This is a genomic window from Actinomadura sp. NPDC048394, from assembly GCF_040651755.1.
GTDB lineage: Bacteria > Actinomycetota > Actinomycetes > Streptosporangiales > Streptosporangiaceae > Spirillospora > Spirillospora montaniterrae.
This window is the reverse complement of record NZ_JBEZJL010000013.1, coordinates 115,677-138,725: the sequence shown is the minus strand read 5'-3', so window position 1 is coordinate 138,725 and position 23,049 is coordinate 115,677. Positions and strand designations below refer to the sequence as shown.

The window sequence follows — 23,049 nt, the reverse complement described above, 5'->3', positions numbered from 1 at the left end:
AGGCACGCATGGGCGCGATCGGCGGGACGGACCTCGGCCGGTTCGGGATCTGGACGTTCGACTTCGAGGACCGGCCCGCGGCCGCGATCCGCGACTCCGTCCAGGAGCTGGAGGAGCTCGGCTGGCCGGCGATCTGGATCCCGGAGCGCGACGGCCGCGAGGCCATGACGCACGCCGGGTTCCTGCTGGCGTCCACCGAGCGGATCGCGGTCGTCAACGGCATCGCGCGGATCTGGTCGCGGGGCGCCCGGTGGACGCGGGGCGCCGCGGTGCTGCTGGCCGACGCCTACCCGGACCGCCACGTGCTCGGCCTCGGCTTCGGCGGGAAGCCCCAGCCGGGGACGACACCGCTGCGGGCGATGAGCGAGTACCTCGACGAGATGGACGCGACGACCAGCGCGAACCCCGCCCCGCGGGCACCCGTGCGGCGGATCCTCGCCGCGTACGGGCCGAAGATGCTGGAGCTGGCCCGCGACCGGGCCGCGGGCGCGCACACGTACCACGTGACGGTGCGGCACACCGCGCAGGCGCGCGAGGTGCTCGGGGAAGGCCCGTTCCTCGGCGTCGAGCAGGCGGTGCTCTTCGAGAGCGACCCGGCGCGGGCCCGCGAGATCGCCCGCGAGCACCTGCACGGCTACTTCACGGAGAAGTACAACATCGCCAAGTTCCTGCGGCTCGGCTACACCGAGGACGACATCGACGGCGGCCGCGGCAGCGACCGCCTCGTCGACGACCTGGTGGTGTGGGGCGACCTCGACGCGATCGCCGCGCGGCTACACGAGCACCTCGACGCCGGCGCCGACCACGTCGGCGTCCAGGTCCTGCGCGGCGCCCCGGACGAGCCCGCCATGCCGCACTGGCGCCGGCTCGCCGAGGCGCTCCTCCCCCAGGGGGGCCCGGGCCTAGCCGGGCCGGTGGAGGTCAGGACTTGAAGAACTCGAGCAGGTCGTCGTTCAGCCGGTCCTTGTGGCTGACGAACAGGCCGTGCCCGGCGGCGGGGTACTCCTTGTAGACGGCGCCGGGCACCAGCGCGGCGGTGCGGCGGCCGGTGATCTCCACGGGGGCGGAGAAGTCGGAGTCGCCGTGGATCACCAGGGTCGGCACGGTGATGTTCCGAAGCGCCTCGCGGTTGTCGGCGTAGTAGATCGTCTTCTGCACCTCCAGGACGGCCCAGTGCGTGGCGTCCAGGCACATCCGGATCATCCAGTCGATGGTGGCCGGGTGGACGTCGTTGCCGAGCTGGGTGGCGAAGAACAGCTGCGACTGCATGGCGAGCCACTTGGGGCGGTCCGCGCGGATCATCGCGATCATCCCGTCGAACAGCTCCTGCGGGATCCCCTCGGGGTTGTCGCCGGTCAGCCGCAGGTACGGCAGGATCGCGGAGACGAACGCGACCCGCTGGACGCGGTCCTCGCCGTGCCGGGCGAGGTAGCGGGCGATCTCGGTGCCGCCCGTCGAGTGCCCGACCAGGATGACGTCGCGCAGGTCGAGGTGCTCCAGGAACGCGGCGAGGTCGTCGGCGAGCGAGTCGATGTCGTACCCGCCCGACGGGCGGTCCGAGCGCCCGTGCCCGCGCCGGTCGAAGGTCAGGCACCGGTAGCCGCGCTCGGCGAAGAACGGGATCTGGTACTCCCACATGCCGGTGTTGAGCATGGCGCTGTTGACGAAGACGACCGGGCGGCCCTCCCCGTACTCCTCGTAGGAGAGGCGGGTCCCGTCGTGGGTCTCGAAGAACATCTCGGCTCCTTGGCTCGGCGTCGAGACGATCATGGCGGCCGGGAGCCGCGCCGGTCGATGACGTCGGAGGTAATGCCGCCGATTACATGTGGCCGCGAGGGGCGTGCGCAGTTACCTGCTCGTAATCCACCGGCGCGGCCTCGGTAGACTCTTCGGTCAGTACGCCTGACCCCGATCCGAGGAGCGCCCACCCGTGGCTCTTGTCGTGCAGAAGTACGGTGGCTCCTCCGTCGCCGACGCCGAGTGCGTCAAGCGGGTCGCCCAGCGCATCATCGCGACCAAGAAGGCGGGGAACGACGTCGTCGTCGTGGTCTCCGCCATGGGCGACACGACGGATGATCTCATCGACATGGCCAAGCAGGTCAGCCCCCTCCCGCCGGCCCGCGAGCTGGACATGCTGCTCACCGCGGGCGAGCGGATGTCGATGGCCCTGCTGGCCATGGCCATCGCGAACCTGGGCCACGAGGCCCGCTCGTTCACCGGCTCCCAGGCGGGGGTCATCACCGACGGCACGCACGGCAAAGCCAAGATCATCGACGTGACGCCGGGCCGGATCCGCAGCGCGCTCGACGAGAACGCGGTCTGCATCGTCGCCGGTTTCCAGGGCGTCTCGCAGGGCACCAAGGACATCACCACGCTCGGCCGCGGCGGCTCCGACACCACGGCCGTCGCGCTGGCCGCGGCGCTGGACGCCGACGTCTGCGAGATCTACTCCGACGTCGACGGGGTCTTCACCGCCGACCCGCGGATCGTCCCGCAGGCCCGCAAGATCCCGAAGATCTCCTACGAGGAGATGCTGGAGATGGCGGCGACCGGCGCGAAGATCCTGCATCTGCGCTGCGTGGAGTACGCGCGCCGGTACAACATCCCGATCCACGTGCGGTCCTCGTTCTCCCAGAAGGAGGGGACGTGGGTCGTCGACAGCAGCGAGATCGAAGGACAGGACATGGAGCAGGCGATCATCTCCGGGGTCGCGCACGACCGGAGCGAGGCCAAGATCACCGTGGTCGGGGTGCCCGACAAGGTCGGTGAGGCCGCGACGATCTTCACGGTGCTGTCCGAGGCCGAGATCAACATCGACATGATCGTGCAGAACGTGTCGGCGGCGTCCACCGGCCGCACCGACATCTCCTTCACGCTGCCGGCCAGCGACGGGCAGTCCGCGCTGACCGCGCTGAACAAGCTGAAGGAGCGGATCGGGTTCGAGTCGCTGCGCTACGACGACCGGATCGGCAAGGTGTCGCTGATCGGCGCCGGGATGCGCTCGCACCCGGGCGTCACCGCGACGTTCTTCGCCGCGATCGCCGACGCCGGGGTCAACATCGAGATGATCTCCACCTCGGAGATCCGGATCTCCGTCGTGGTCGCCCAGGACGACGTGGACACCGCGGTCGCCGCCGCGCACCACGCGTTCGACCTCGACGTCGACCAGGTCGAGGCCGTCGTCTACGGCGGCACCGGCCGCTGACGCCGCCCGGCGGCAGGCACCCTTCGACGCTCGGCCGCGGGCCGCACGGGACGACGCCCGTGCGGCCCGCGCCGCGTTTCCCGGACGTGCCGCCGTTACCCCGTGCCGCCGTGCCCGCCGATATGGGGCGTGTGGCGCAAATGCGGGCGCCGCGCCATGGCACGCTCTTCCGGGAACCGGCCGCACCCCGCGGAAGTTCACTAGTGCGAGGGCGCGCGCAGCGGACGAACCCGACCGACGAGGGGTGATGGCGACCATGGGCTCGACCGCCGGGCCGAGGGCCGGACGCGACGGGCGGCGGGCGCCCACGCTGGCCGTGGTCGGCGCGACCGGCGCGGTCGGCGCCGTGATGCTGGACCTGCTGTCCACCCGCCGCGACGCGTACGGCGAGATCCGGCTCGCGGCCTCGCCCCGGTCGGCGGGCCGCACCCTCCGGGTGCGCGGCGAGGACACCGAGGTCGCCGCCCTCGCCCCCGAGGTCTTCGACGGTGCCGACATCGCGATGTTCGCGGTGCCCGCCGCCGTCGCCGCCGAATGGGCGCCGGCCGCCGTGGCGCGCGGCGCCGTCGCCGTGGACGGGTCCCGGGCGTTCCGCACCGCGCCGGACGTCCCGCTGATCGTCCCCGAGGTGAACCCGGGCCTGGTCCGGGACCGCCCGCGCGGCGTCCTCGCCGGCCCCGGCTGCACCACCCTGTCGATGATCGTGGCGCTCGGCGCGCTGCACGAGCGGTACGGGCTGCGGGAGCTGGTCGTCGCGTCGTACCAGGCCGCGTCCGGCGCGGGCCGCGAGGGCGCCGACACCCTGTACGCCCAGCTGGAGAAGGTCGGCGGCGACCGGGCGCTCGGCCACCGCGCCGGCGACGTCCGCGGCGTCGTCGGCGACCGCGGCCCGTTCCCGGCGCCGCTCGCGCTCAACGTCGTCCCCTGGACGGGCGACCCCGGCGAGGACGGCTGGGGCTCGGAGGAGCTGAGCATCCGGGACGAGTGCCGCAAGGTCCTCGGCCTGCCGGAGCTGAAGGTCAGCGCGACCTGCGTGCGGGTCCCCGTCGTCACCGCGCACTCCGTCGCCGTCCACGCCGTCTTCGGCGAGCGCGTCGACCAGCGCGAGGCGCAGGACGTGCTGGCCCGCTCGCCCGGCGTCGTGCTCTGCGACAACCCCGAGATGCTGGAGTTCCCCACCCCGTCCGACGCCGTCGGCACCGACCCGACGTGGGCCGGGCGGGTCCGCCGCTCCCTCGACGACCCGCGCGCCCTCGACCTGTTCCTGTGCGGCGACAACCTGCGCAAGGGCGCCGCGCTCAACACCGCCCAGATCGCCGAGCTCGTCGCCGCCGACCTCACCCCGTAGCGACCCCGAGCGCGTCGAGCACGGCGGCCGTGTCCAGGTAGAACGGCCGGAACTCGCGGACGAGCCCGTCCCGCACCGTGATCCACTGCAGGACGGACGTCTCCAGCTCGCGGCCGGTCGCGCGGGCCCGGAAGGCGCAGCGGTTGAGGACCACGGCGGTGGCGCCGTCGACGGCGCGGTGCTGCTCCAGGAACGTCAGGCCCGTCCACGCCTCGCTCATCGCGGCCATGAACCGCTCCATCCCGTCGTGCCCGCGCCACGTCCCGCCGTAGGGCAGGCTCGCGGCCTGGTGCATCACGACATCCGGTGCCAGGTGGGCCGCCATCCCGGAGAAGTCGGCCTTGCCGGGGCCGCCCGCGGCCAGGTAGTCCGCCTCGGCGGCGTAGAAGCGCTCCAGCGCGTCCCATGCGTCGATCATGGTGGGGGAACACCGGCGGGGCCGCGCCGGTTGCGGCCGGGCGGGGATCGCGGCGACTGCGGGACGTCCGATCGGGGCCGTAGGGTGGCATGCGTGACCGAGACGAAGGCGGTGAAGTCCGAGCAGACCCGGGCCCTGATCGTCCAGACCGCGCTGCGGCTGTTCCGCGAGCGCGGCTACGAGGCGACGACGATGCGCGCGATCGCCAAGGAGGCCGGGGTCTCGGTCGGCAACGCCTACTACTACTACGGGTCCAAGGAAGAACTGATCCAGGCGTACTACGACGAGCTGCAGGACGAGCACCTCGCCGCGTGCCGCGCCGTCCTCGACGCCGAGACCGAGTTCGCGCCCCGCCTCCTCGGCGTGCTGAAGGCCCGCGTCGACACGATGGTCCCCTACCACGAGTTCGCCGGGAAGTTCTTCAAGTTCGCCGCCGAGCCCACCAGCCCGCTCAACCCGTTCAGCGCCGAGTCCGGCCCCGCCCGCGACTCCGCGGTCGCGATCTACCGGGAGGTCGTCGAGGGCTCCGACCTGAAGATCGACAAGGAGTTCCGCAAGGAGCTGCCCGAGCTGCTGTGGATCTACTCGATGGGCATCGTCCTGTACTGGGTGCACGACAGCTCCCCCGGCTGCCGCAAGACGTACCTGCTGGTCGAGCGGACCGTCCCGCTCGTGAACCGGATGGTGTCGATGTCGCGGCTGCCCGGCTTCAAGTCCGTCACCCGGGAGCTCGTCGGCATCATCCGCGAGGTCCGCGCCTAGCCGAAGGCGACGTCCCAGTGGTCGCGCTCGCGGGCGAACAGCGTGCCGTCCGGTGACCGGTACAGCCGCGCGCCGTCGCCCCGCACCCCCTGGTACGGGTAGCGCCTGATCGCCGCGTCGACGCAGCGGGTCGGCGCGATGTCGAGCTTGTAGCCGGCGGCGTGGCCGCGGGGGCCGCCGGCGTGGCCGCGCTCCGTCCCGCCGGTGATCGTGATCGGGCAGCCGCTCTCCGCGCGGAAGTCCAGCAGTCCCTTGATCGTGCCCCAGCGCAGGCCGTCGAAGGACGTGCAGGCCGGGCGCGTGCGGTCGGAGCAGTGCCCGGTCGACCGCCATCGGATCCCGTTCGCGCGCAGGAATCCCGCCGCGTCCTCGTGGTGCAGCCGGACCGAGTCCGGGATGTCGGGAAGCGCGGCCGTGAGGACGCCCGAGACCGCGCCCGCCGCCGCTTCGTCCGGCGCCGTCGCGGACGGCGGGGCCTCCTGTGCCGGAGCGGGCTGTGGCGCGGCGGGCGGGGTCGCGGGTGGCGGCGAATTCTCCGGAGGCAGGACGCCGCCCACTCCCGTGGCCGCTGCGGAAGGTGCGAGCCCGGCGAGCGTGCCCGGCAGCGGGCTGGACGGCGCGGGGCCCGGGTCCGGAGCCTGCGGGCTCGCCGGCTGCGCGGCGGGCGATCCGGCGGGGGACGGGTCGCGGGGCTGTGCGGCGGCCTGCGCTCCACCCGGCGAGTGCGCGACGGGCGGGAGCCCGGGCGCGAGCGGCGGATGCGACGTGGCGGCCGCCGTGCTCTCGGCGGAGGCCATCGTGACCGGCGGTGCGCCGGCGGCGGTCGGTGACAGGGCGGGCGCGGCGCCGTCCGGCGGACGGGACGGGGCCCCGGCCGCCAGCGGATCAGGTGGTGGCGGCGCCGCGACGGGGGACGGACCGGGCGGCGGGGCGGTGGTGGCGTCCGCCGGGGCGACCTGGGCGGTGGCGACGAGCGCGGCGGCCGTCGCGAGAAGCGTGGTCAGCGCGGTGCACGCCGGTTTTCGGCGCGGGCGCGGGCGCGGGCAGGGCGCGGGCGTGCGGACGGCAGGCGGCCGGTTCATGGTGATCCCCCCGGTTCGGCTCTCCGCGCGGAGAGCGGCGGTGAGCGCGCCGCCGCACGGGGCGGCGGCGCCCGGGGGGCCGCCGGTCGGTGACCGGCCCTCTCTCTTGTCGGCGGCGCTCGGTGGCGGCCGATCGGAGGAATGCCCGGGTGGTGGATCTTGTAAACGCGGGGGCGGGCGGGGCGACGCCCGTCCCCGCGACTGAGTTACGACATACCCAGATGTTTGCGGGCAAAGTCCATTTCGGCCGACATTTGCGTGATGCGCTCCTCGACGACGAGGGAGCCGTGGCCCGCGTCGTAGCGGTACGTCTCGTGCGGCAGGCCCAGCTCGGCGAGGCGCGCGAGGTAGTTGTCGATCTGCCGGATCGGGCAGCGCGGGTCGTTCTCGCCGGCGAGGATCAGCACCGGCGCCTTCACCTTCTCGACATAGGTGATCGGCGACGACTCGCGGTACCGGTCCGGGACCTCGTCGGGCGACCCGCCGAACAGCGACCGGTCGAACGCCTGGAGCCCCTCCATCTCGTCCTCGTAGGCGGCGACGTAGTCGGCGACCGGCACGGACGCGACGCCGACGCTCCAGTCGTCCGGCTGCGTGCCGATGCCGAGCAGGGTGAGGAACCCGCCCCATGACCCGCCGGTCAGCACGAGCCGGTCCGGGTCGGCGAGGCCGGTGGCGACGGCCCAGTCCCGGACGGCCTTGACGTCCTCCAGTTCGGTGAGCCCGACCCGTCCCTCGATCGCGTCGCGCCACTGCGAGCCGTAGCCGGTGGAGCCGCGGTAGTTGACGCGGACGACGGCGAACCCGTGGTCGACCCACGCGGCGGCGGCGGGGGCGAACGAGTCGTCGTCCTGCGCGGTCGGCCCGCCGTGGACGTCGAACACGGCCGGGAACGGCCCCTCGCCGCCCTCCGGCCTGCTGACCAGCGCGTGGATGCGCCCGCCGGGGCCGTCGACCCAGGCGTCCTCGACCGGGACGGACGGCGGCGCGGCGGGCCCGGGCGGGGTGAGCACGACCGCGCCGGACGTCGACCGGATCACCGGCGGCTCGGCGGCCGACGACCAGGAGAACTCGACCGTCCCGTCCGGGCGGACGTCGGCGCCGCCGATCACGCCGCGCGGCGTCTCGACGCGGGTCAGCGACCCGTCGCCGAGGTCGTAGCGGTACAGCTCGTCGCGCGCCTCGTGGTTGTGGGAGATCAGCAGCGCGGACCCGTCCGGGTACCAGCCGGCGCCGATCTCGCCGGGCAGGTCGAGGACGATCTCCCGCTCGGTGCCGGCGACCGGGTCCCAGATGAGGATCTCGTCGCGGCCGCGGCGCTCGTGCCCGACCAGCAGCCGGGCGTCGCCGTCGACGGGGGCGAAGCCCATGCCGTAGACGCCCTTGCCGGGGCCGTCCCACAGGTCGGCGACGGCGGAGCCGTCCGGGCGGACGACGCGCAGCGCCATGTGGCGGCTGTCGCCGTGCTCGCTGTGCCCGATCGCGATGAGCGACTCGTCCCGCGAGAGCGCGGCGACGTGCGCGTCCTCGGCGTGGTGGTACAGCACCTCGGGCGCCGCGCCGGGGCGGCACAGGTGGACGGTGTTGCCGTCCTCGCCGGTGCGGCCGACGACGGCGAGTCCGCTCGCGCCGAGGGACAGCCCGGCCGGGTAGGACGGGTCCAGCCCGGGGACGGCGGGCGCGTCCTCGCCGCCGCCGAACGGCATGCGCCGCCAGACGCCGAACTCGTCGCCGTCGGTGTCGGCGAACCACCACACCCACTCGCCGGTGGGGTCGACGGTGCCGATCCACGTGCCGTTGGGCCGGTCCGTCATCTGCCGCTGCTCGCCGGTGCCGCGGTCCCAGGCGTAGATCTCCCAGGTGCCGGTGGCGTTGGAGCGGTAGATGCTGCGGTCCGGGGCGTCGCGCGCCCAGCGGGGGAGGCTGATGCGGGCGGCGCGGAACCGCGCCTTCCAGCGTTCGTCGTCGACCATTCCCCCAGTATCGCCGCGATCACGCATCGGGCGGGACGGAGCCGTCGGAGGTCTCCGGCGCGCCGTCCGGGAGGCCGCCAAGGACCGGGACGCGGGCGCCAGGGGCGAGGTCGCCGTGCACGGCGCGGGCGACGCGCTCGATGGTCTCGACGCCGTACGCCATGGTCGGGGCGCCCTGGGTGAGGACGGCGATCAGGTAGTCCTCGCCGTGGCCGGTGAACGCGCCGACGCTGTGCACGCGCCAGACCTTGCCGTGCCGGGGGAGCCAGCCGTTCTTGACGTGCCAGGTGATCCCGGCGGGCGTCCCGGCGGTGGTGCCCCAGCGCTGCGACGGGATGACCTGGTGCATGAGGCCCAGCTCGTACGCGCGAGCCTTGCCGGTGAGCAGCGCGTTGGGTTCGGTGAGGCGCCGCAGGAGGGTGATCTGGTCGGCGGCGGTGATCTGGGTGAGGCCCCAGTGCCCGTCCGGGTCGAGGGTGGTGTGCGCCATCCCCGCCCGCCTGAGGAACCGGGTCAGGCGGGCGCGGCCGACGGACGTCCACAGCGCGGACGCGGCGCGGTTGTCCGACTCCGTGATCATCTTGGTGGCGAGGGCGTCCTCGGCCGCGGTGAGCGGGCGGTGCGCATCGGCGGCCTCGCGCAGCAGCGCGGCGAGGATCGTCGCCTTGACGACGCTCGCCGAGTCGTAGTGCCGTCCGGCGCGGACGCCGCAGCGGACGCCGCGCTTCCGGTCGTAGACGGCGACGGACTCGGTGCCGGTGCGGCCCCGCAGCGCGGCGGTGATGCGGCGGCCGAGCCGTCCGGCGAGCACCGGGTGGCGGGCCGAGGCGCAGACCGGGCCGTCCTGCGCGCGGGCGGGGACGGCGGCGGCCGGCACGGAACCGGCGGCGATGGCGGTGGCGGCGGCGCCCGCCGCCAGGGTCCGCGCGAGGAGTTCGGGCACCCGCCCACGCTAATGATCAAGCAGGCGGCCGCCCGGTCGCGACACGCGACGAGACGGTGGCAGTCTGTGATTAAGGCGTGGTCAGGCGGCCGAGGAGCTGGTCGATCGCGGCGCGGACCTGCCGGTCCATCGCGCGCGCGAACCCGGCCTCCACGGTGACCTGCGCGCCGGGCCGCAGCCGCGCGAGGGTCTCGGTGAGGTCGCCGAGGTCCTGCTCCTCGAAGTCGCCGACGACGTGGTCGGCGATCAGCCGGACGAACATCGCGGCCAGCTCGTCCATGCTGCGCTGCAGCTGCTGCCCCGCCGACAGCACCTCTGCGAGCGGCACCCCGGCGCGCACCAGCGTGACGGTCGCCTCCAGCTGGCGGCGGCTCCAGTGGGTGACGCGGTCGCCGTCCACCTCGATCACCCCGGACGCCACCGCCCGCTCGACGGACTCCGGGCCGACCTCGCCGGGGAACAGTGCGGCCAGCTCGTCCAGCGTCATCGTGACCGGGACCTCGTTGGACCACGGCGCGGTGGCCACCTTCTCGACGCCGAGCACGGTGCCGATGTCGCGGCCCTGCTCCCACGCCGACAGCAGCTCGCGGATGCCCTCGAGGGTGTGGCCGCGCTCCAGCAGGTTCCCGATCATGCGGAGGCGGGCGAGGTGGTCCTCGGAGTACAGGCCGATGCGGCCCGCCCGCCGGGGCGGCGGGAGCAGCTTGCGTTCCTGGTAGTAGCGCAGGGTCCGGACGGGGACGCCGGCCGCGCGCGCGAGCTCGCCGATCCGGTACTCGCGGCCCGCGTCCGCGGAGGGGGCGCCCTGGTCGTCCGCCGGCTGTTCGGTCACGGGAGAAGCATAGTTCGCTACGACACGCGACCGGCTCCGGACCGTCCGGTGCCCGTTCCGGACGGAACGGGCACGGCGCCGCCCGCGTCTCAGGTGCCGTCGAACCCCGGAGCGAAAGGCGTCCCATGTCGAAGACCCGTCCCGCCCTGCTGGCGGCGACCGTCCTGCTGGCCGGACTGGGGCTGACCGCCTGCGGCGGCGGCCATCACCACCACACCACCGTCGTGCACCACCACACGACGCACAAGACCAAGGTGAAGGTGAAGCACCGCTAGCGCGCTACGCGGGCAGGTCGAGGGTGATGTGGGGGGACAGGGCGCGGAGGAAGCCGGCGGCGTCGAAGATCTCGCCGGCGGAGGCGACGCCGGTCGTCCTGGTCCGGCCGGTGAGGAGGCGGTGGACCGCCTCGACGGCGAGCGGCGCGGTGACGGCGTAGATGTCGCGGCCCGTCGCCACGGCGCGCCGTTCGGTGCCGCCGGCGCGCACGACGACGTCGACGAGGAAGGTCTGCGCGGACCGCCCGCTCTCGTCGGCGGGGGCCGGCGCCGGGGTGTCCGGGTCCGCGATGTCTCTGGCCGCCTCGACCGTCATGTAGGTGCGGACCTCGGGGACGGACAGGTGGCTGGGGACGGTGACGACGTCGGCCATGGCGAACTCCCCGATGACGGTCCGGGGACCCATCGGCTCCGGGAAGGGCCAGTCGAGGGTCGGCGGCTGGTCGTCGCGGTACTCCAGGCGTCCGCCCGTATAGCGGACGCGGCGGCCGTCGCGGCGGCGGCGCGAGACCTCACCCGCGGCACGCGTCCCGTGGGTGGGGTGCCAGCCGCTCAGCCCGTAGGCGACGTGCACCTCGTCGGCCTCCGTCCGGCCGTCCAGCGCCGCGGTGGCGAGCAGGTCGCCGAGGCCGCCGAAGAACGCCATGGCCGGGACGATCGCCGTCCCGGCGGCGCGGTCCGCGAAGTGTGCGAACGTGTCGGCGTTCGCCTCGATCTCGGCCGCGACGTCCACGTACGGGATGCCGGCGCGCAGGGCCGCCTCGATGACCGGCGCCGCCGTCGCGGCGAACGGCCCCGCGCAGTTGATCACGGCGGCCGCGCCGGCGAGCGCCCGGTCGAGCGAGGCCGGGTCGTCGACCGAGGCCGGACGCGCCTCCAGCCCGGACGCGGCGGCCAGGGCCGCCAGCCTGCCGACGTCACGGCCGGACAGGACCGGGACGAACCCGCGGCCCTTCAGCTCGTCCACCACGAACCGTCCGGTGTGCCCGTACGCCCCGAACACCGCGACCTCGTTCATCGTTCGTCCACCTCGTCGATCTGCTGCGATCCGTCGTGGACATCCTCGCGAGCGCGGGCGCCGGGGCGTGAGCGTCCGTAACGCCATTACTCGTACAATTCCGGCCATGACCACCGTCGCGCTGGCCGTCGCCGAGGGGATGCTGCACTTCGAGCTGTCCCTGGCGTTCGAGGTCTTCGGCTCCAAACCGCCGAGCGTGCCCGGCCCCTGGTACGGCCTCGACGTCTGCGGCGAGGGCGCCGTGCGGGCCGGACGGTTCCGGCTGGAGCCCGACCACGGGCTGGACCGGCTGCCGCACGCGGACCTCGTGATCGTCCCGGGCTGGGACGTCGACGTCGATCCGCCCGCCGCCCTGGTCGGCGCGGTGCGCGCGGCCCACGCGGCGGGCGCGCGCGTGGCGTCCCTCTGCACGGGCGCGTTCGTGCTGGCCGAAGCGGGCCTGCTGGACGGGCGGCGCGCGACCACCCACTGGGCGCACACCCGGACCCTGGCCGACCGCTACCCGCGCGTGGAGGTGGACCCGGACGTCCTCTACGTGGACAACGGCAGCGTGCTCACGTCCGCGGGCAAGGCCGCCGCCATGGACCTGTGCCTGCATCTCGTCCGCCTCGACCGCGGCTCCGCGGTCGCGAACACGGTCGCCCGCCGCCTCGTCGTCCCGCCGCACCGGGACGGCGGCCAGGCCCAGTTCGTCACCGCCCCCGTCCCCGCGCCGGGCGACCATCCGCTCGCCGAGCTGCTCCCCTGGGCGATCGAGCGGCTGGACCGCCCGCTGACCGTCGCGGACCTGGCCCGCCGGGCGCGGATGAGCCCCCGCAATCTCGGCCGCCACTTCCGGGCGGTGACCGGCACCACCCCGCTGCAATGGCTGCTGGCCCAGCGGATCCGCCTCGCCCAGGAGCTGCTGGAGACCACCGGCGACGGCGTCGACGCGATCGCGGCGGCCACCGGCATGGGCACCGCCACGACGCTGCGCCGGCACTTCAACCGCACGGTCGGCGTCCCCCCGGACACCTACCGCCGTACCTTCCGCTCCCGCGCCGCCGACCTCCCGGCGGCGCGGTCTGGGTGACCCGGTCTAGGTGACGCGGTCTAGGTGACGCGGCGGGCGGTCATGATCCGGCGTTTGCGGCGCCGGCGGCCGTCCTCGTCGAGGCGCTGCGCGGCGTCGGCGGCGATCAGGTCGCGGAGCGTGCGCGGGACGATGTCCTCGCGCCGGTCGGCGAAGCGGGTGCGCTGCGCGGTGGGGCGCATGGCGGTCCCTCCCTGCTGTCGGTGCGGTCCCCGCCCGGTGCCGGGCGTTGTCGGTCAGGCCGCGGTCGTGAGGTCGCCGTAGGCGTCCTGGACGGTGTCGAGCGCCCACCGCATCCGGACCGCGAACGTGTCGGGGTGGTCGCCGGCCTCCTGGGCGACGCGGGCGGCGCAGGCCGACGGGTCGCCGGCGCAGGTGCGCGACAGGGCGGCCACGGCGGTGCGGACCTGCTCGGGCGTGGGGTTGTCGGAGGCCTGCAGGCCGGAGCTGAAGAGGATCTCGGCGAGGTCGGTGGCGGTCATCGAGGGATTGGGCGGCGTCTTCGACATCGTGTGCCTTCTTCCTACGAGGGGGCCTCGTCCCCCTAGCTGCCGACTATGACTCTGCCTGAGCGGCGGAATCATCGCCATCGGGGATAACACCCATTCGAAGGTGCGGGTCACCCCCAGAACACCCGTAGGCGACGGCGTCCCGGAGGTCGGGGTGTCGAGGTCTCATCGCGCCGGCGTGGCGTGCGGCGCTCCGCGTACCAGGGGCCTTTCCCAGCCCGGCGCGTTAATCACACGATCCAGGCTAGTCGGCGCCCGCAAATCCCGTACCCCCGGCGAGGGCGGCCCTGAAGGCCCGTACGGCGGGGTGCGCGCCGCCGCCGCGGCGGGTGGCGGTGAACAGCCGCCGGACGCGCCGCCCGGCGGGCAGCCGCGCCATCGCGACCGTCGGCGGGCGGCCCGTCCAGACGAGGCCGGGCAGCAGGGCGGCGGCGTGGCCGCGCTCGACGAGCCGCAGGTGCAGCAGCAGGTCGCTGGACTCGAACCGGACGTCGGGTTCGAACCCGGCGTCGCGGCACAGCCGGGTGGCCCAGGCGCGGGCGGCGGTCCCGGCGGGCTCCATGACCCAGGGCAGGTCCGCGAGGTCGGCGAGCGCGGCGTCCGGCGGGACGGTGCCGGGGAGGGCGAGGCGGATCTCGTCCTCGCCGAGCTCCTCGTACTCGACGCCGGACGGCCGGGGGTGCGGCTCGCCCGGGTACTCCTCGGTGACGACCACGTCGAAGTCGCGGGCGAGCAGTGCGGGCAGCGCGCTCTCCGGTTCCCGCTGCGTGACCTCGACGCGGAGGCCGGGATGGGCGTCGCGGAGCGCGCTGAGCGCGTCCGGCACCAGCGCGAGCGCGGCGGTCTGGAACGCGGCGACGCGCAGGACGCCGGTGATGTCGCGCAGGGACGCGGCGAGGTCGGCCTCGGCGCGTTCGAGGCGCTCCAGCACGGCCTCGGTGTGCGCGACGAGGATCTCGGCCTGCGCGGTCAGCCGGACGCGCCGCCCGACCGGTTCCAGCAGCCGCACCCCGGCCTCCCGCTCCAGGACGGACAGCTGCTGCGAGATCGACGACGGGCTGTAGGAGAGCGCCTCGGCGACGGCGGCGAGCGTCCCCCGGTGCTTGAGCTCGCGCAGGAGCCGCAGCCGGTGCAGATCGAGCATGGCCCCCTCATTCGTCGGTTCCATCGATGATTATTGCTCGGAAACATTCGCTGGACCGATGGATCGCGGATGCGGGAGCGTGGCCGCATGCCTCCCGCCGCTGCCGTCTCCACCGTCCGGACCTCGTGGTTCTCCCGTCCCGCCGCCCGGGAGTGGAGGTGCCCGCCCGCGCCCCGCGACGTGGCCGCCTTCCACGCCGCGCTGCCCGGATACGCGCCGACGCCGCTAGTCGAGGCGCCCGCGCTGGCCGCCGGCCTCGGCGCCGGGCGGGTGTTCGTGAAGGACGAGTCGGCGCGCCTCGGCCTGCCTGCGTTCAAGATCCTCGGCGCGTCGTGGGGCGTCTGCCGGGCGCTGTGCGACCGCCTCGGCGTGCCGGTCCCGGTTTCCGATCCGATCGGCGCGCTGCGGTCCCGTGCCGGGGCGTTCCGGCTGGTCACCGCGACGGACGGCAACCACGGGCGGGCCGTCGCCGCGATGGCCCGGATGCTCGGGACGCGGGCGGACGTGTTCGTCCCGGACGGCGTCCACCCCGCCGCCCTCGCCGCGATCGAGGACGAGGGCGCCCGGGTCGTCCGCGTGGCCGCGCCCTACGACGAGGCGGTGTGCAGGGCCGCGGAGTCGGCCGGGGGAGACGCGTCGGCGCTGCTCGTCCAGGACACGGCCTGGCCCGGCTACGAGCGCGTGCCCCGGTGGATCGTGGAGGGCTACTCGACGCTCTTCACCGAGATCGACGCGCAGTTGCGCGCGGCGGGCGCCGGGTCGCCCGGCGTCGTGGCGGTCCCGGTGGGGGTGGGGTCGCTGGCGCAGGCGGCGGTGGTGCACTACCGGTCCGGGGCGTCCGCGCCGAAGCTGCTGGCCGTGGAGCCGGACGCGGCGCCGTGCGTGCTGGCGAGCCTGGCCGCCGGCCGCCTCGTCAGCGTGCAGGCGGGCGCGACGGCCATGGCGGGCCTGAACTGCGCCACCCCGTCCTCGGCGGCCTGGCCGTACCTGCGGGCGGGCGTGGACGCCGCCGTCAGCGTCGCGGACGCGGACGTCGCCGGCGCCGCGCGCGAGCTGGCCGCGCTGGGCGTTTCCGCAGGTCCGTGCGGTGCCGCGGCGTTGGCGGGGGTGCGGGCCGCGCTGCCCGGCCTCGGCCTCGGGCCCGCGGACACCGTCGTCCTGCTGAGCACCGAGGGCGCGGCCGCGAACCCGCCGCCCGCCTGACCTCGTGCCGGTCGGGCGTCACAGCAGCTTGAGCAGGCCGGCGAGGAGGTCGCGGCCCGCGTCCGGGGGCAGCGCGGCGGCGGCCAGCCGGTCCCAGGCCGTGGCGTACGCGGCGACGTCGGCGGGCTTGTCCAGGTAGAGCGCGGTCGTGAGGAACTCGACGTAGACGACGTCGGGGAGCGCCCGTCCCGCGAAGCTGAGGATCGTGAAGCCGTGCGCGAGCGGCAGCGGGCGCCCGCCGACCGGGATGATCCGCAGCTCGACGCGGCCGGTGTCGGCGAGCGCGGCCAGGTGCCCGAGCTGGCCGCGGATCAGCTCGGGCCCGCCCACGTAGCGGCGCAGCGCCGCCTCGTCGATGACGGCGGCGAGCGTACGCCCGGGGCCGTCGGCGAACCGCCGGCGGCGCAGCCGGCGGACGGCGGCCCGCTCGTCGATCTCGATGCGCCGGTCGCCCTCCCGGATCCCGTCCCGGATCGCCAGGCTGGCGCGCGTGTACTCCTCGGTCTGCAGCAGCTCCGGGATCTGGCACGGCTCGTAGGCGCGGACCTCGCGGGCGGTCTCCTCCAGGTCGAGGAACCGGTGCGTCCAGGCCGGGATCAGCTCCCCGTACCGGTGCCACCAGGCGCGCTCGTTGGCCTCCTGCGCGAGGCGGAGCAGCTCCTCGCGCTCGGCGCCGGCGGGCAGCCCGTAGAGGGTGAGCAGGTCGGCGACGTCGCGGCGGGCGAACGAGGTGCGGCCGAGCTCGATCCGGCTGATCTTGGACGCGCTGCCGCGGATCGCGTAGCCGGCCTCGTCGCGGCTCAGCCCGCTGCGTTCGCGCAGGCCGCGCAGCCGGGCGCCGACGAGCATGCGCCGCGCGGCGGGCCCCCGCACGGCCCCGTTCCCGGGCCCCGCCGACCGCGGTTCCTGCCCTGCGCTCAACGCCGCTCCTCGGGGGTGGGGATGCTGCTGGCGGGATAGTAGCGGCAAGTGCATATGCACGTGCAGTAGACCGGAGAGTCGCATTGTGGCCACATCGTGGCGCGTGAAAGACTCCGGCCATGCACCGTGTCGTCGTCCTCGCCCTCGACGGCGTGTACCCGTTCGAGCTGAGCATCCCGGTGCGGATCTTCGGCTCGGCCACCGGCCCCGCCGGCGAACCCCTCTACGAGGTGCTGACCTGCGGGATCGACGGCCGCCCGGTGCGCACCAGCGCCGACTTCGCGATCGCCGTCGAGCACGGCTCCGAGATCATCGGGACCGCCGGCACGCTCGTCGTCCCGCCGTTCGGATGCGGCCCCGCCGTGGAGTCGGAATGCCCGGCACCGGTCGCCGACGCCCTCGCCCGGCTGCGCCCCGGCGCGCGCATCGTGTCGATCTGCACCGCGTCCCACCTGCTCGCCGCCGCCGGCCTCCTCGACGGCCGGCCCGCCGCCACGCACTGGGCCGAGGCCGAGCGCTTCAAGAGGCTGTTTCCCGAGGTCGACGTGAACGCCGACGTCCTGTTCGTGGACGACGGCGACGTGCTCACCTCCGCCGGCGTCGCCGCCGGGATCGACCTGTGCATGCACATCGTCCGCCGCGACCACGGCAGCGAGATCGCCAACCAGGTCGCCCGCCGCTGCGTCGTGCCGCCGTGGCGCGAGGGCGGGCAGGCCCAGTTCATCGAGCGTCCCGTCCCCGCACCGGACGCGGCCGCCACGTCCGCGACCCGCGCGTGGGCGCTCGGCGAGCTGCACCGGCCGATCCCGCTCGCCGAGATGGCGCGGCACGCGCGGATGAGCGTCCGCACGTTCTCCCGCCGGTTCCGCGACGAGGTCGGGATGACGCCGGGGCAGTGGCTGGCCCGGCAGCGCGTCGACCTGGCCCGCCGCCTGCTGGAGACCACCGACCTGCCCGTCGACCTCGTCGCCGAGCGGGCGGGCTTCGGCACGTCGGCGTCGCTGCGCCAGCACCTGGTCGCCTCGATCGGCGTGCCGCCGTCCGCCTACCGGCACACCTTCCGCGCCGGGCACGCGCACGCCCGCGCGCACTGATCCGCGGCGAGGTAACGGGAGATCTCCGTTTTAGGGCGGTACATCCGGCCTACGCGTGAGTAACATGTTCCCACCGCGGACGCGCGGGACGGATCGACGCGACGACGGAGCATGAGGGACGCCGCCATGAACCCCGTGACCGAACTGCTCGCCGAGCGGCTGGACGAGATCACCGCCGAGATCGTCGGCGAGATCGCCGGCCGCGTCCCCGCCTACACCGGGCTGAGCGCCGCGATGATCCTCACGCTCGTCCGGGACGCCGTGACCGTCTACACCGGCGCGCAGGACCGCGGCGCCGCGCTCGACCACTTCCGCCGCCTCGGCGCCCACGAGGCCCGCGCGGGCCAGGACGTCCGGCACCTGGAGTCGGCGCTGCGCAGCGGCGCCCGCGTGCTCATCCGCCGCACCGCCAACGCCGCCGCGCGCGTCCACCCGCCGAACACCGAGTTCATCGCGGTCATGGAGAGCGCGTTCAGCGCCGAGGACCAGATCGTCGAGGCCGCGGTGGACGGCCACCACCGCGCCGCCCGCCCCCGCAACCGGTCCCGCCTCTACCCGCTCGTGGCCCGCGGCCACCGCTACTCGGCGAACTGACCGCGCCCCCGCGCACGACCGCGGAAGGCCATTTCGAATTCCGTCCGAACCGGGCGGCCGTTTCCGCTATCGAACACGCGTGAAAGCCCGGCATTGCGGGACCGCGTCGTGAAGGGGAACGCGACATGGGATCGGGGCCGCCCGTGCCACGGCGCCGCTGGTTCTGGCCGCTCGGCGTCACCGCCGCCGCCGGCGTGCTCACCGGCCCGGCCACGCTCGCCAACTTCCTGCTCGGGACGGGCGCGCTGTTCGGCCCCGGCGACTGCTTCGAGGACGAGCCCTGCGGCAACGCCCCGGGCCTGGCCGTCGCGTTCCTGCTGCTGTCCGCGGTCGGCGGGGCCATCACCGCGACGATCCTGTTCATCGAGAAGCCGACCCTCAAGAAGTACGCGTGGTGCGGCCTCGCCTTCGCCGCGCTCCTGCTCGCCGACCTGTTCGCCGTCCGCGCGGCGCCCGACTGGCTGGTCTGACGGGCGGCGGGCGGGCGGACGGGCGGCGCGCCGTCCGCCCGCCCGCCGCCCGGGCCGGTCACCTGCCGTTCGAGGCGGCGGCGTGGACGGCGCGCTGGTTCGGGACGCAGTGCGTCATCTTGAGGCCGTTCACGTCGCGCGGCCCGTTCCTGCCGAGGTTGGCGAGCCGCCGCCTGTCCTCGTCGGTGAGGTCCTGGCCGTTCAGCGGCTTCAGGTGCGCGACGTCCTCCGGCGCGATGCCGAGGCCCTTCCCGACGCGCAGCCCGAGGTCGTCCTCGACCAGCAGGAAGTGCCACACCATCCGCTCCTGGACGGGCCGCACGCACTGCGACAGCTGGCCGACGAAGTTGTCCACCAGGTCGTCGCGCTCCCAGTCCTCCATCAGCAGGTAGCGCTGTCCGGCCTGCTCGTAGTCGTTGGCGCGCGGGATCCGCTTGCGGGTGAGCCGGCCGCGGATCTCCGGGCCCTGGTCGTCGTGCGTCGGGTACTGCGCCTCGTGCAGCCCGCCGGTGATGGACGGCTCGTAGTTGACGTGCGGGTTCTCGCCGGCGCCGTCCACGTAGTAGGTCATCTGCCCGTCGCGCTGGTTGGTCCGCACCTTGGTGCCCTTGGCCTGGTTGACGGGCAGCTGCAGGTAGTTCGGCCCGACCCGGTGCCGCTGGGTGTCGCTGTAGGAGAACGTCCGGCCGACGAGCATCTTGTCGTCGGAGAAGTCGAGGCCGTCGACCAGCACGCCCGTGCCGAACGCGATCTGCTCGTTCTCCGCGAAGTTGTTCGCGACGTTCCGGTCCAGGACGATCCGGCCGACGGGCTTCGGCGGGAAGTCGTTCTCCGGCCACACCTTCGTGTCGTCGAGCGGGTCGAAGTCCAGCTCGGGATGGTCGTCGTCGCTCATCATCTGTACGACCAGCTCCCACTCGGGGAAGTCGCCGCGGTCGATGGCGTCCTGCAGGTCCTTGGTGGCGTGGCCGAGGTCGTCCGCCTGCACGGCCGCGGCGTCCGCGGCCGTCATGCTGCGGACGCCCTGCTTCGGGATCCAGTGGTACTTGACCAGGACGGTGTCCCCGGCGTGGTTCACCCACTTGTAGGTGTTCACGCCGAAGCCCTGCTGGTGCCGGTAGTCGGCGGGGATGCCGCGCGGGCTGAACACGTTGACGAGCATGTGCATCGCCTCGGGCGTCTGCGACATGAAGTCGAAGATCCGGTTCGGCTCCTGCCGGAACGTCACCGGGTCGGGCTTGAGGGCGTGGATGACGTCGGGGAACTTGATGGCGTCCCGGATGAAGAACACCGCGAGGTTGTTGCCGACGAGGTCCCAGTTGCCGTCCTCGGTGTAGAACTTGATCGCGAACCCGCGGGGGTCGCGGGCGGTCTCGGCGGAGTCCCGGCCGCCGATGACGGTGGAGAACCGCAGCGCGACCGGCGTCCGCCTGCCCGCCTCCTGGAACAGCTTCGCCCGCGTGTACCGGGAGATCGGCTCGTCGCCCCATTTGCCGTACGCCTCGAAGTGGCCGAACGCGGTGGCGCCGCGCGCGTGCACGACCCGTTCGGGGACGCGTTCCCGGTCGAAATGGCTGATCTTCTCGAGGAACTGGTAGTTCTCCAGGGTGGCGGGACCGCGCGCCCCGACCGTCCGCTGGTTCTGGTTGTCGTAGACCGGATGGCCCTGGCGGTTCGTCAGGACCGGGCGCTCGTCCCCCGGCTCGGAACCCAAGCTCGCAACGTCGGTCACGCCGGCTCTCCCCCTCGTTCTGCTCGTGCTCGTTCTGCTCGTGGCCGGTCGGCGGGATGGCACTACCCGCAAGCCGAGCCCCGGAAGGTCCGGCCCCGGTAAAGCCCTCATGACCAGCGGGTTCCGGCCGTGCCGGGGTTCCGACCGTGCCCGGGTCAGGCGCTCCGGACGGACAGCGCGAGCGCGGGGCACATCTCGGCGGCCTGGACGGCGTCGCGCAGCAGCCGCGCGGGGACGGCGCCGTCGGTGATGACGGGGTAGCCGAACTCGTCGAGCCGGACGAGGTCGGGCAGCAGGTGGCGGCAGAGGCCGTGCCCGGCGCAGCGGGACCAGTCGATCGCGAGCCGGTGCGGGGACCGCTCGGCCTCCTCCGGCTCCTCGCCGTGCACGGGCAGGAAGCGGCGGGTGGGCCGGCCGCAGCCGCCCCGGTCGAGGTGCGCGGCGACGTCCTGGTCGAAGGCGCGCAGCGCGGACAGCAGGAACCGGGTCGTCCCGTCGGGGTGCTTGCAGGCGCCGCGGCCGCGGACGGTGGCGCTGCCGCGGCGGACGGCGGCGACGGCCTCGTCCCCGGCGGTCCCGGCGGCGAGCGCGGCGACGGACCGGGCGATCGCGGGCAGGCCGAGCCGGCAGGGGCCGCACTGCCCGGCGGACTCGGCGCCCATGTACCCGGCGACGCGGGCGATCTCGCCGAGAGGGCAGGTGTCGCGGGGCAGCGGGATGACGATCCCCGCGCCGAGCGCGCCGCCGGCCGCCGCCATCGACTCGCGCGACACCCTGACCTGCGCGGCCTGCGCGGGGGTGAGGCACGCGCCGTGGTAGCCGCCGACGATGACGCCCTGCCCGGCGTCGGTGCCGCAGTGCCGGAGCACGTCGGCGAGCGGCACGCCGGCGGGGGTCTCGACGACCATGTGCCCTCCGTCGGGGAGGGTGACGGTGAGCAGGACGGTCCCGGGTTCGCGGGGCGTGCCGGCGGCGCGGTACCGGTCGGCGCCGAGCTCGGCGAGCACGGCGAGCTGCGCGAACGTCTCCGCGTTGGACAGCAGGGTCGGGAGCCGGTCGACGCCGCTGTCGGCGGCGCGGACCTTCTGGCCGGGCGGGATCGGCGTCTCGCCGTTGACGCCGCGGACGAGCGCGCCGCCCTCCCCGGTGATGAACCGCTCGGGGAGCTGGACGACGCGGGCGCGGTCGCGGAGCCTTGTCTCGGCGATCGCGAGCCGCAGCGACCGCGCGGCGAGGCCGTCGTCGGTGACGCCGATGACCAGTTCGCGCGCGCCGAGCGCCTTCACGGCGAGGACGGCGCCGTTCAGCACGAGGTGCGGCACGTGCGCGAGGAGCGCCTTGTCCTTGGAGCTGGCGGGCTCGCCTTCGGTGGCGTTGACGAGGACGACGCAGTCGCGTCCGGTGCGCTGCGCCGACCGGTGCACGGCGGCGAGCTTGCGCGCGAACGGGAACGCGGCGCCGCCGCGTCCGCGCAGGTCGGCGGCCTCGGCGAGCGCGGCGAGCTCGCGGAACGGCAGCCCGCGCGGGACGGGGTGGACGAGCCGGTGCGCCGCCGCGTCCAGCCGGGACGTCCGGTCGAGACCGGCGAACAGGCGCGGCGGCCCGACGGTGGTGAGGCGGAATCCCCTGCTCACGGGCGGCTCCTCGACCAGCGGCGCGCCTCGTCCTTGAGGTCCGCCCAGAACTGCTCGTCGGGGACGCGGGCCTCGGCGGCGGGCGCGGGCCGCCGGGCCGGGGGGCGCGGCGCGGCGGCGGCGGGACGGACCGGCCGCGGCCCCGTCGTGCGGCGGTGCCGGGACGCGATCGCCAGCCGCACCAGCACCAGCAGGACGACCGCCGCCGCGCACAGCAGGTAGCTGTAGATCACCCAGCTCTTGGCGGCGCGCCCGGCCTGGAGTCCGTGGACGAGCGCGACGGGCCAGCACACGTAGACGGCGAGGTGCAGCAGCCGCCATGTCCAGGCGCGTCCGGCGCCGATGAACCGGCCGCGGGCGACGCCGGTGAGCGCGGCGAGGATCATCAGGTCTCCGGCGACAGGCCCGAGGCTCACCATCAGCCCGTGGCCCTGGAACCCGGCGGCGGGGAGCACCGCGTCGAGCGCGGTGGCGTGCTTCTCCAGCACCTTCAGCACGATGTGGACGGCGAGGAAGCTGAGCGAGAGCGTGGCGGCGGCGCGGTGCCCGGACTGGGCGAGGATCCGCAGCCGGATCGGCGTGAAGCGGCTCGCCGCGAGCAGCCCGAACACGACCGCGCCCGTCAGCCCGACCAGCGTGAACACGCCGGAGAAGAACTCGAGGAAGGCGTGCGCGGCGGTGAGCAGGTGCGCGGCGCCCGCCGTCCGGCCGACGACCGCCGCGGCGGCGAGCCCCGCCGCCATCAGCGTGATCTTGAGGGCGCGGCGGCCCGCCGGGACCCGGACGGGCGGCGACGAGGTCGTGTTCACGCGCGCCTCCC

General features: G+C 74.6%; 24 protein-coding genes. 10 read left to right on the top strand and 14 right to left on the bottom strand.

The genetic code is table 11. The annotated features are described in order from the left end of the window. The first annotated feature begins 8 nt into the window (after positions 1 to 8). A complete protein-coding gene (locus AB0C78_RS11675) occupies positions 9 to 932 on the top strand; it encodes a TIGR03620 family F420-dependent LLM class oxidoreductase (RefSeq protein WP_360745465.1) in 924 nt (307 codons plus the stop codon). Here the strand turns inward: AB0C78_RS11675 and AB0C78_RS11670 are convergent. Next, a complete protein-coding gene (locus AB0C78_RS11670; RefSeq protein WP_360745462.1) occupies positions 922 to 1,737 on the bottom strand; it encodes an alpha/beta hydrolase in 816 nt (271 codons plus the stop codon). The genes AB0C78_RS11675 and AB0C78_RS11670 overlap by 11 nt on opposite strands. 193 nt (positions 1,738 to 1,930) lie before the next feature. On the opposite strand from AB0C78_RS11670, the gene AB0C78_RS11665 reads away from it, so the two are divergent. Together AB0C78_RS11665 and AB0C78_RS11660 are read left to right on the top strand one after the other, a co-directional pair. Continuing rightward, positions 1,931 to 3,205: an aspartate kinase gene (locus AB0C78_RS11665; protein WP_151542569.1), complete on the top strand. Its 1,275-nt coding sequence runs from the start codon at positions 1,931 to 1,933 to the stop codon at positions 3,203 to 3,205. A gap of 247 nt (positions 3,206 to 3,452) precedes the next feature. Continuing rightward, entirely contained in the window at positions 3,453 to 4,553 is a 1,101-nt protein-coding gene (locus tag AB0C78_RS11660; RefSeq protein WP_360745459.1) for an aspartate-semialdehyde dehydrogenase, read from the top strand. Here AB0C78_RS11660 and AB0C78_RS11655 read toward each other — a convergent pair. Continuing rightward, entirely contained in the window at positions 4,543 to 4,971 is a 429-nt protein-coding gene (locus AB0C78_RS11655; protein ID WP_360745455.1) for a nuclear transport factor 2 family protein, read from the bottom strand. The genes AB0C78_RS11660 and AB0C78_RS11655 overlap by 11 nt on opposite strands. A gap of 93 nt (positions 4,972 to 5,064) precedes the next feature. On the opposite strand from AB0C78_RS11655, the gene AB0C78_RS11650 reads away from it, so the two are divergent. After that, on the top strand, positions 5,065 to 5,733 hold the full coding sequence (locus tag AB0C78_RS11650; protein WP_151542571.1) for a TetR family transcriptional regulator: 669 nt from the start codon (positions 5,065 to 5,067) through the stop codon (positions 5,731 to 5,733). On the opposite strand, the gene AB0C78_RS11645 is transcribed toward AB0C78_RS11650, so the two are convergent. From AB0C78_RS11645 to AB0C78_RS11630, 4 genes are all read right to left on the bottom strand, one after another. Then, complete coding sequence (locus AB0C78_RS11645) at positions 5,730 to 6,815, bottom strand: hypothetical protein (RefSeq protein ID WP_360745452.1); 1,086 nt, start codon at positions 6,813 to 6,815, stop codon at positions 5,730 to 5,732. The genes AB0C78_RS11650 and AB0C78_RS11645 overlap by 4 nt on opposite strands. A 206-nt stretch (positions 6,816 to 7,021) precedes the next feature. Next, the gene (locus tag AB0C78_RS11640; protein WP_360745450.1) at positions 7,022 to 8,788 is read right to left on the bottom strand and encodes a prolyl oligopeptidase family serine peptidase; all 1,767 of its coding nucleotides are present in this window, start codon (positions 8,786 to 8,788) and stop codon (positions 7,022 to 7,024) included. A 19-nt stretch (positions 8,789 to 8,807) separates the two neighbouring features. After that, entirely contained in the window at positions 8,808 to 9,731 is a 924-nt protein-coding gene (locus AB0C78_RS11635; protein WP_360745447.1) for a serine hydrolase, read from the bottom strand. A gap of 70 nt (positions 9,732 to 9,801) precedes the next feature. Then, positions 9,802 to 10,563 (bottom strand): MerR family transcriptional regulator, encoded by a 762-nt coding sequence (locus AB0C78_RS11630; RefSeq protein ID WP_360745444.1) that lies wholly within the window; start codon positions 10,561 to 10,563, stop codon positions 9,802 to 9,804. A gap of 125 nt (positions 10,564 to 10,688) precedes the next feature. Between AB0C78_RS11630 and AB0C78_RS11625 the strand changes: the two genes are divergently transcribed. After that, entirely contained in the window at positions 10,689 to 10,838 is a 150-nt protein-coding gene (locus AB0C78_RS11625) for a hypothetical protein (RefSeq protein ID WP_360745441.1), read from the top strand. A 4-nt stretch (positions 10,839 to 10,842) separates the two neighbouring features. Here the strand turns inward: AB0C78_RS11625 and AB0C78_RS11620 are convergent, their stop codons facing one another. Further along, positions 10,843 to 11,856: a saccharopine dehydrogenase NADP-binding domain-containing protein gene (locus tag AB0C78_RS11620; protein WP_360745438.1), complete on the bottom strand. Its 1,014-nt coding sequence runs from the start codon at positions 11,854 to 11,856 to the stop codon at positions 10,843 to 10,845. 106 nt (positions 11,857 to 11,962) lie between these two features. On the opposite strand from AB0C78_RS11620, the gene AB0C78_RS11615 reads away from it, so the two are divergent. After that, positions 11,963 to 12,928, top strand: a complete 966-nt coding sequence (locus AB0C78_RS11615) for a helix-turn-helix domain-containing protein (protein WP_360745435.1) — start codon at positions 11,963 to 11,965, stop codon at positions 12,926 to 12,928. Positions 12,929 to 12,948: 20 nt separating this feature from the next. Here the strand turns inward: AB0C78_RS11615 and AB0C78_RS11610 are convergent, their stop codons facing one another. The 3 genes from AB0C78_RS11610 to AB0C78_RS11600 form a co-directional block, all read right to left on the bottom strand. After that, complete coding sequence (locus tag AB0C78_RS11610) at positions 12,949 to 13,110, bottom strand: hypothetical protein (RefSeq protein WP_192808979.1); 162 nt, start codon at positions 13,108 to 13,110, stop codon at positions 12,949 to 12,951. A gap of 54 nt (positions 13,111 to 13,164) precedes the next feature. After that, positions 13,165 to 13,437: a hypothetical protein gene (locus AB0C78_RS11605; protein WP_360745433.1), complete on the bottom strand. Its 273-nt coding sequence runs from the start codon at positions 13,435 to 13,437 to the stop codon at positions 13,165 to 13,167. A gap of 244 nt (positions 13,438 to 13,681) precedes the next feature. Continuing rightward, positions 13,682 to 14,581, bottom strand: coding sequence for a LysR substrate-binding domain-containing protein (locus AB0C78_RS11600; RefSeq protein WP_360745430.1), 900 nt, complete (start codon positions 14,579 to 14,581; stop codon positions 13,682 to 13,684). 87 nt (positions 14,582 to 14,668) lie between these two features. On the opposite strand from AB0C78_RS11600, the gene AB0C78_RS11595 reads away from it, so the two are divergent. After that, a complete protein-coding gene (locus tag AB0C78_RS11595) occupies positions 14,669 to 15,784 on the top strand; it encodes a pyridoxal-phosphate dependent enzyme (protein WP_360745427.1) in 1,116 nt (371 codons plus the stop codon). Positions 15,785 to 15,802: 18 nt separating this feature from the next. On the opposite strand, the gene AB0C78_RS11590 is transcribed toward AB0C78_RS11595, so the two are convergent. Continuing rightward, positions 15,803 to 16,705, bottom strand: coding sequence for a helix-turn-helix transcriptional regulator (locus tag AB0C78_RS11590; RefSeq protein WP_360745424.1), 903 nt, complete (start codon positions 16,703 to 16,705; stop codon positions 15,803 to 15,805). A gap of 119 nt (positions 16,706 to 16,824) precedes the next feature. On the opposite strand from AB0C78_RS11590, the gene AB0C78_RS11585 reads away from it, so the two are divergent. The 3 genes from AB0C78_RS11585 (at position 16,825) to AB0C78_RS11575 (ending at position 18,863) form a co-directional block, all read left to right on the top strand. After that, positions 16,825 to 17,799 (top strand): helix-turn-helix domain-containing protein, encoded by a 975-nt coding sequence (locus AB0C78_RS11585; protein WP_360745421.1) that lies wholly within the window; start codon positions 16,825 to 16,827, stop codon positions 17,797 to 17,799. Between the two features lie 126 nt (positions 17,800 to 17,925). Next, positions 17,926 to 18,393, top strand: coding sequence for a hypothetical protein (locus AB0C78_RS11580; protein WP_151542581.1), 468 nt, complete (start codon positions 17,926 to 17,928; stop codon positions 18,391 to 18,393). A 125-nt stretch (positions 18,394 to 18,518) separates the two neighbouring features. Beyond that, positions 18,519 to 18,863, top strand: coding sequence for a hypothetical protein (locus AB0C78_RS11575; protein ID WP_360745418.1), 345 nt, complete (start codon positions 18,519 to 18,521; stop codon positions 18,861 to 18,863). A 58-nt stretch (positions 18,864 to 18,921) separates the two neighbouring features. Here AB0C78_RS11575 and AB0C78_RS11570 read toward each other — a convergent pair whose 3' ends face one another. The 3 genes from AB0C78_RS11570 to AB0C78_RS11560 form a co-directional block, all read right to left on the bottom strand. Continuing rightward, a complete protein-coding gene (locus AB0C78_RS11570) occupies positions 18,922 to 20,595 on the bottom strand; it encodes a catalase (RefSeq protein ID WP_360745415.1) in 1,674 nt (557 codons plus the stop codon). Between the two features lie 155 nt (positions 20,596 to 20,750). Then, positions 20,751 to 22,229 (bottom strand): NADH-ubiquinone oxidoreductase-F iron-sulfur binding region domain-containing protein, encoded by a 1,479-nt coding sequence (locus AB0C78_RS11565; protein WP_360745412.1) that lies wholly within the window; start codon positions 22,227 to 22,229, stop codon positions 20,751 to 20,753. Continuing rightward, the gene (locus tag AB0C78_RS11560) at positions 22,226 to 23,038 is read right to left on the bottom strand and encodes a hypothetical protein (protein ID WP_360745409.1); all 813 of its coding nucleotides are present in this window, start codon (positions 23,036 to 23,038) and stop codon (positions 22,226 to 22,228) included. Before AB0C78_RS11560 ends, AB0C78_RS11565 begins: the two co-directional genes overlap by 4 nt. Positions 23,039 to 23,049: the final 11 nt, after the last annotated feature.

Bases quoted from the DNA above. Each gene is read 5' to 3' on its own strand.
- AB0C78_RS11675 (WP_360745465.1), top strand. From the start codon at position 9: ATGGGCGCGATCGGCGGGACGGACCTCGGCCGGTTCGGGATCTGGACG.
- AB0C78_RS11670 (WP_360745462.1), bottom strand. From the start codon at position 1,737: ATGTTCTTCGAGACCCACGACGGGACCCGCCTCTCCTACGAGGAGTAC.
- AB0C78_RS11660 (WP_360745459.1), top strand. From the start codon at position 3,453: ATGGCGACCATGGGCTCGACCGCCGGGCCGAGGGCCGGACGCGACGGG.
- AB0C78_RS11655 (WP_360745455.1), bottom strand. From the start codon at position 4,971: ATGATCGACGCATGGGACGCGCTGGAGCGCTTCTACGCCGCCGAGGCG.
- AB0C78_RS11645 (WP_360745452.1), bottom strand. From the start codon at position 6,815: ATGAACCGGCCGCCTGCCGTCCGCACGCCCGCGCCCTGCCCGCGCCCG.
- AB0C78_RS11640 (WP_360745450.1), bottom strand. From the start codon at position 8,788: ATGGTCGACGACGAACGCTGGAAGGCGCGGTTCCGCGCCGCCCGCATC.
- AB0C78_RS11625 (WP_360745441.1), top strand. From the start codon at position 10,689: ATGTCGAAGACCCGTCCCGCCCTGCTGGCGGCGACCGTCCTGCTGGCC.
- AB0C78_RS11620 (WP_360745438.1), bottom strand. From the start codon at position 11,856: ATGAACGAGGTCGCGGTGTTCGGGGCGTACGGGCACACCGGACGGTTC.
- AB0C78_RS11615 (WP_360745435.1), top strand. From the start codon at position 11,963: ATGACCACCGTCGCGCTGGCCGTCGCCGAGGGGATGCTGCACTTCGAG.
- AB0C78_RS11610 (WP_192808979.1), bottom strand. From the start codon at position 13,110: ATGCGCCCCACCGCGCAGCGCACCCGCTTCGCCGACCGGCGCGAGGAC.
- AB0C78_RS11605 (WP_360745433.1), bottom strand. From the start codon at position 13,437: ATGTCGAAGACGCCGCCCAATCCCTCGATGACCGCCACCGACCTCGCC.
- AB0C78_RS11600 (WP_360745430.1), bottom strand. From the start codon at position 14,581: ATGCTCGATCTGCACCGGCTGCGGCTCCTGCGCGAGCTCAAGCACCGG.
- AB0C78_RS11595 (WP_360745427.1), top strand. From the start codon at position 14,669: ATGCCTCCCGCCGCTGCCGTCTCCACCGTCCGGACCTCGTGGTTCTCC.
- AB0C78_RS11585 (WP_360745421.1), top strand. From the start codon at position 16,825: ATGCACCGTGTCGTCGTCCTCGCCCTCGACGGCGTGTACCCGTTCGAG.
- AB0C78_RS11580 (WP_151542581.1), top strand. From the start codon at position 17,926: ATGAACCCCGTGACCGAACTGCTCGCCGAGCGGCTGGACGAGATCACC.
- AB0C78_RS11575 (WP_360745418.1), top strand. From the start codon at position 18,519: ATGGGATCGGGGCCGCCCGTGCCACGGCGCCGCTGGTTCTGGCCGCTC.